This is a genomic window from Zooshikella ganghwensis (genome assembly GCF_018263875.1).
Lineage (GTDB): Bacteria > Pseudomonadota > Gammaproteobacteria > Pseudomonadales > Zooshikellaceae > Zooshikella > Zooshikella ganghwensis.
Genome location: NZ_JAEVHG010000025.1, coordinates 66,241 through 72,302, shown reverse-complemented (window position 1 = coordinate 72,302; position 6,062 = coordinate 66,241). Strand labels below are relative to the sequence as shown.

Sequence of the window (6,062 nt, the reverse complement as noted above, 5' to 3'; positions counted from 1 at the left end):
ATATACCTTCTCCTACGCACATTGTGCTAACGAATACATTGGTATGTCTTCTATCCTATCCACGTATGACTTGTAACTTCTACCTCTCAAAAAGGTCGCCTCATTGAGGAGAGCCTTTTAAACAGCAAGTTATCACGACTGATAGATAACTCATGGGTTCAAGCGCTCATGCACACATTGTGTGCCTCAAGCTCTTTTATTACTGCTTGAAGCCCGCCGTTGATAGGAGTCTGTATTTCACCGACCCTCTTACAATGACATCAGTCAGCGGTTAATTCCAATTGAAAAGGTGTCATAATAGTTCACTGCGATCCTATTAACATAAAGTGGACCAAACTTAAAAAACTAATGACTTTTAAGCTTTAAACTTAATTCGAAACGCACTTGAAACACCTAACACCAAATCATAATGTGCTATCATTTAGTTTTTTTTAGATTTATTGTTAGATGTCTATTATTCCCAAATATCATTAAAGTCAATTTTAGATCCATCAAATTCTTTTATATGGTCTAGATCATTTAATAGAGCTGGCTCTTCATTCTTTAAGATCTTTTTGTACATTTGAATTAATCTCGCTAAGTTTCTTGCCGAATATGCACTCTCTCGCTCAATAACATCGTCACCATGTACTTCTTTTAGTTCGTCAAACGCTTCACGAGCGCACGCATAAAAAATTTTTCTGTCAGCGTCATCAAGGCCTCTAAGGTCAAAATCCATAAATGGTGCAGGCCTATCACTTACATCTTCAAGCCATTTCGAAAAAGTGTAATTTTTCTTAGATATCTTTTTAGCTATAAGAAAGTACATTCCTCCCATGCCAAGAGATGATCCATACCCCCTTATGTCAGGATAGTTGTCGCCTCACCTGAAGTAAAAATCTAAAGAAAGGGGCGCAGGTGAATGATGAGTGAAGCGCGTATCAAAAGAAAGAAAAGAAGCTATTCTAGCGAAGATGATGCCACCCCATAATATGAGTGTTCCAGCACTTGCAGAAGAAACCGGTATTTCAGCAAAAACCCTGTATAATTGGCGTCAGGTTGCGAAAAGAAAAGGCTGTGTTATGCCCGGAAACAAGAAGAATGCTGAGCAGTGGTCCTCAGCCGATCGGTTTAATATTGTGGTTGAAACGGCTCGTTTTAATGCCGCAGAATTAAGTGAATATTGCCGTAAAAAAGGCTTGTTTCCTGAACAAATTCAGCAGTGGAAACAGGCGTGTGTCGAGGCCAATGCAACACAGCAAGCTCACTCGAAAAAAGCCTATGAGCAGCTAAAGCAGGAGCAAAAAAAGAACAACCAGCTTGAGAAAGAGCTCAAGCGAAAAGAGAAAGCATTAGCTGAGGCGGCAGCATTACTGGTACTTCAAAAAAAAGCCCAGGCACTCTGGGGGGAGCTAGAGGACGATTAATCTCACATGAGATGCGCTGCTTAGCGGTGGCACTGGTTGATGAAGCCCTGGCTGCTGGGGCACGTCAAAGTAAAGCCTGTGAAATATTAGCTATTAGTACCAGAACCTATCAACGATGGGTTGAAGGTGGTGGAGTAACAGCCGACCAGCGCCCTGAGGCGACTCGCTCATTACCCTCACATGCCTTGACAGAAGAAGAGCGTAAACACGTGATGGAGGTGATGAATAGCCCTGCATTTGCGAGCATGCCTCCTAGCCAAGTGGTGCCTTATTTGGCTGATGAGGGTGTTTATTTATGTTCTGAATCGACCATGTACCGTCTATTACACGCTGAACATCAACAGCACCATAGAGGTCGGAGTAAATGCCCAGAAAAGAAGCCACTAGCCACTTATGTCGCGATGGCTCCCAATGAAGTGTGGTGCTGGGATATTACGTGGTTACCTGGCCCAGCCAAAGGGCTTTACTACTACTTGTATTTGATACTCGATTTATTTAGCCGAAAAATTGTTGGTTGGGAAATCCATGAAGAGGAGTCATCAGAAAATGCCTCGCATTTACTGAGAAAAGCCTATTTAAAGGAAAACATTGCTACAAAACCTTTAGTGCTTCATTCCGATAATGGTAGCCCAATGAAAGGTAGCGATATGCTGCAAACGATGCATAATCTTGGTGTGGTGAGTTCATTTAATCGTCCCCGAGTGAGTAATGATAATGCATATGCCGAATCAATTTTTCAAACCTGCAAATATCGACCTAATTATCCCTATAAGGGGTTTACCGATTTAATGCAAGCAAGGGCTTGGGTGTTAAGTTTCGTGACTTGGTATAATCAAGTGCATCGACATAGTGGGATTCAGTTTGTGCCCCCTCAAGCACGCCATGAAGGCAAAGACCACGCTATTTTGGGAAACCGTAAGGTGGTATATGAAAAAGCAAAATTGGCCAATCCAAGACGCTGGACAGGTCAAACACGTAATTGGAATCGAATTGAAAGGGTTTGGCTTAACCCTGATAACAATCAAATGCTAAATCATTAGTGTAGGTTGGTTGATGCGACAACTATCTTGACAAACAGCGCAATATATTACGTCACTTTAGGATAATTAACCGTCGCTATTTATGAGAGTGATTTTGAGAAAAGCCTATCATTAATCAAGCATATAATTGTGTCCTCTTGATGAGCATGCCTGAAGCAAATGCACTAAACAGCGTATCCTCTCAGCAGCCGTGCAACCTGTCATAAGTCTGTAGGCAATTTGATACATGACTTATGAGAGCGCTTTTGATAGTCCTTCCCTGCCCCTCTCAAAATGTATACTTTTTGATAAACGACTGGTCCGTTTTACATTGGTACACATATAGTGGTCCATTATACATAGTATCTTGCTATTTAGTGTACTGGCTTATAGGTAGTCCATTTTAGGTATACCCTAAGTGTACTGAAAAATAGTTCTTATCTATCAGCTCAAGAGTAAATTTAAAACTGGTCTATATTTATTCTAGAGATATGTATAACTAAGGGATTAAGATGATTACAGCAATTTTTTCGCTAATTGGCATACTTATTGGTGGATATGCTCAATACTTTTTTACAAGGAATCAGGAAAATATCAAGCATCAAAGAGACCTAAGAAGTAAGGCATATCTAGACTATATTGACTTTGTTTGCTGCGCAGCAATGAAAAATAATACTAAGGAAAATAATAAAAAAGGTGCTGATGCGAAAGCTAGGATATGCCTATATGGCTCTCCTGATGTTATAAAGGCTTATGCTGACTTTGAAAAATCAGGAGCGTCTTTATATACAAACGAGCAAATGCAACGTTTTGCTCAAATGGTTTTATTAATGCGTTCAAGTAGTGGAAACGAAAAAATAGAAGACGTAAAGCTTCTTGAAATAATGCTGTTTGGATCTGAAAAAAAAGATATCTATTTAGACAAAAAGAGAGCTTAAAAAAATCAATGGATAAATATGATGGTTTATCTAATTTATACCTCACTGTAGGCAAAATTCTGGTTTATTTTGCGACTATAGAGCAAGCTATGTATGAGACATATAAAGTTGTCTGTCCTGAACGAGATTACAACGATGATAGCTTTGATAAAAGATTTAATAAATTAATTGGATACTTTGACGGAAATAGCTCGTACGAAAGTATATTTGAATTATTAATTATGGTTAAAAGTAACCTAGATTATAGGCACTTAATTGCTCATAACCCATTTACTTTTGATATATACATAAACGAAGAGTCAAGTGATCAATGTATTCAATTAACATTTACAAATAGAAAAGATAACACAAACATAACACTTGATGAACTTCAACGGTTTGCAGAGAAACTAGAAATACTAGCCTACGAGCTTCCCAAAAAGTTACATGAGTTTAAAAACAGTCAGTAATTGATCATTTTTTAAGCAGTACACTATAGGTGTACCCTAAATGGACTAGTCAATTAACTAGATCCGCCTTGATATTCCGTCGGTTACCCTTTGTATTCATATAGGTCTCACACCAGAAACAAGCTAGAAGGATCAGTAACAGATTGCACAAATCTTGCTCTACATTATACTGTATTAATATACAGTATATTTTATGCAACAATTTGTGAGCTTGAATGACAAAGACCTTCGCCCTCGTTGACTGCAATAGCTTTTACGCAAGCTGTGAGAAAGTGTTTAGACCTGACCTTAAGAACAGGCCTATTGTAGTCCTATCAAATAACGATGGGTGTGTTGTGGCCCGCTCAAAGGAAGCTAAGCAGCTTGGTATAAAAATGGGTGTGCCTGTCTTCAAGATCAAAGATGAAATACAGCGGCATGGAATAGTGACATTTTCTTCCAACTACACACTATACGCCGACCTGTCTAGCCGCGTAATGCAAACACTAGAAGCCCTTGCACCACGGGTTGAAGTGTATTCTATTGATGAAGCCTTCCTAGACTTAACGGGTGTTGAAAGTGCTGTTTCGTTGCTAGATGTTGGTCGAGACATTCGGCAGAAAGTAGGCCAATACACTGGTATCACTGTATGTGTAGGCATTGCGCCTACTAAGACGCTAGCAAAGTTAGCTAACCATGCGGCAAAGGATTATCCCGCAACTGGCGGCATTGTTGATCTCTGCTGTTCTGAGCGCCAAAAGCGTTTGTTGGCTCTATACCCAGTTGACGAAGTTTGGGGCGTTGGTCGTAGGCTTTCTAAGCGCCTGAATACGCAAGGAATTATAACAGCCCTCGATCTAGCTAAAGCAGATCCCAAGACTATTAGAAAGAACTTCTCTGTCGTCTTAGAGCGTACGGTCAGAGAGCTAAACGGCGAGAGTTGTATTGATATTGAAGAAATAGCACCAGCAAAACAGCAAATTGTATGTAGTCGTTCGTTTGGGTCTCGTATAACGACAATCAACGCTATGCGCGAAGCTGTTAGCGAATATGCGAGCCGTGCAGGTGAAAAGCTTAGAGGCCAGAAACGATGCGCGAAAGTTGTCAGTGTTTTTATCCGCTCAAGTCCCTTTAACCCTAATGATCTGTATTACAGTAACTCAGCATCTGCAACACTGGACATGCCAACAGACGACACTAGAGACATTGTACGAGTGGCTATGATGCTGCTTGATTTCATCTGGCGAGATGGAATCAGGTATGCAAAAGCAGGAATCATGTTAAGCGACTTTTTCGAGCCTGGAGTATTTCAACAGAGCTTGTTTTCTGAGTGTGGAAATGACTCTAAGAGCCAGGCTTTAATGGCTACAATCGATAAAATTAATCGAACAGGAAAAAATATTTTTTTAGCTAGTCAGGGAGTCAAGAAACCTTGGAGTATGCAAAGGCACTATCTGTCTCCAGCATATACAACCCAGTGGCAGGATATTCCACTAGTAAGATAGAAAAAACTCAGGAATTCTCCCTGGGTTAAATTAGCATAGCTCATTGAGTAACTAACTATACTTATAATTACTCAATATATCGCCCACAAAACAAAAGTACTAGATATTGGATAAAATTTAATCACCGTCCTTTCAGCTCACCATCCATAGACCCCTTAAACTCATCAACAGAACTATCCACAAAAATGGTGGATAAGTTATTGCATGACATCGGTTAGGAAAAGTTAACGAGAATGTGCTCTCAAGTGAATAAAATTAAAACAACTCGCATATTGCTAAATTTAAGTCTATTTGGGCGGAAGGAAGGAAGTGTTGTAAGAATATTTTTTCTTGATCTAAACAATTAAATATTGCTTGCAAATAAAACCAAAATGGGTATAATATATAAATAGAGGGTTAGGGAAATACCACCACCATCCCCTAGCCTCTTTCCTTCCGTATCATTGAGAGTTGAGATATTAGCATGTTAGCCAAGTTTCCTATTATTAACATAGAAGCGTGTCCTACAGTCCAAGGAGTTATGAAGCGTCTTAAAATGGATTTAAATACATTCACAAGACTTCATTCATATGGTTTTTGGGGGTTTTCGGATGATCTTAAATCAAATATGGGGCTATTAGAAAACAAAGTTGTATACTCTACATTTAAAGTCCTTGAACATGAAATTAACATAAAAACAGACTTAAGAGCTGGGAAAACAGTAATTACAAGTAAGACACACGGCGTAATAAATCGATAGCTTGAGTGACTGCTCCCTGCCCTAATC

5 protein-coding genes and 1 pseudogene are annotated in these 6,062 nt (G+C 39.4%); 5 read left to right on the top strand and 1 reads right to left on the bottom strand.

Annotated elements, in window-relative coordinates; genetic code table 11:
* Positions 1-454: 454 nt before the first annotated feature.
* The gene (locus KHS79_RS23245; RefSeq protein WP_212722523.1) at positions 455-817 is read right to left on the bottom strand and encodes a hypothetical protein; all 363 of its coding nucleotides are present in this window, start codon (positions 815-817) and stop codon (positions 455-457) included.
* Positions 818-908: 91 nt separating this feature from the next.
* Between KHS79_RS23245 and KHS79_RS23240 the strand changes: the two are divergent.
* The 5 genes and pseudogenes from KHS79_RS23240 to KHS79_RS23220 all read left to right on the top strand — a co-directional run bounded on the left by KHS79_RS23240 (position 909) and on the right by KHS79_RS23220 (position 6,035).
* Positions 909-2,446 (top strand): annotated as a pseudogene (locus KHS79_RS23240) (IS3 family transposase).
* A gap of 491 nt (positions 2,447-2,937) precedes the next feature.
* Complete coding sequence (locus tag KHS79_RS23235) at positions 2,938-3,363, top strand: hypothetical protein (RefSeq protein ID WP_212722522.1); 426 nt, start codon at positions 2,938-2,940, stop codon at positions 3,361-3,363.
* A gap of 8 nt (positions 3,364-3,371) precedes the next feature.
* Positions 3,372-3,812 carry a hypothetical protein gene (locus KHS79_RS23230; RefSeq protein WP_212722521.1) on the top strand — a complete coding sequence of 147 codons (441 nt, stop codon included), beginning with the start codon at positions 3,372-3,374 and terminating at the stop codon, positions 3,810-3,812.
* A 215-nt stretch (positions 3,813-4,027) separates the two neighbouring features.
* Positions 4,028-5,296: a translesion error-prone DNA polymerase V subunit UmuC gene (gene umuC / locus KHS79_RS23225; RefSeq protein WP_212722520.1), complete on the top strand. Its 1,269-nt coding sequence runs from the start codon at positions 4,028-4,030 to the stop codon at positions 5,294-5,296.
* A gap of 520 nt (positions 5,297-5,816) precedes the next feature.
* A complete protein-coding gene (locus tag KHS79_RS23220; protein ID WP_212722519.1) occupies positions 5,817-6,035 on the top strand; it encodes a hypothetical protein in 219 nt (72 codons plus the stop codon).
* Positions 6,036-6,062: the final 27 nt, after the last annotated feature.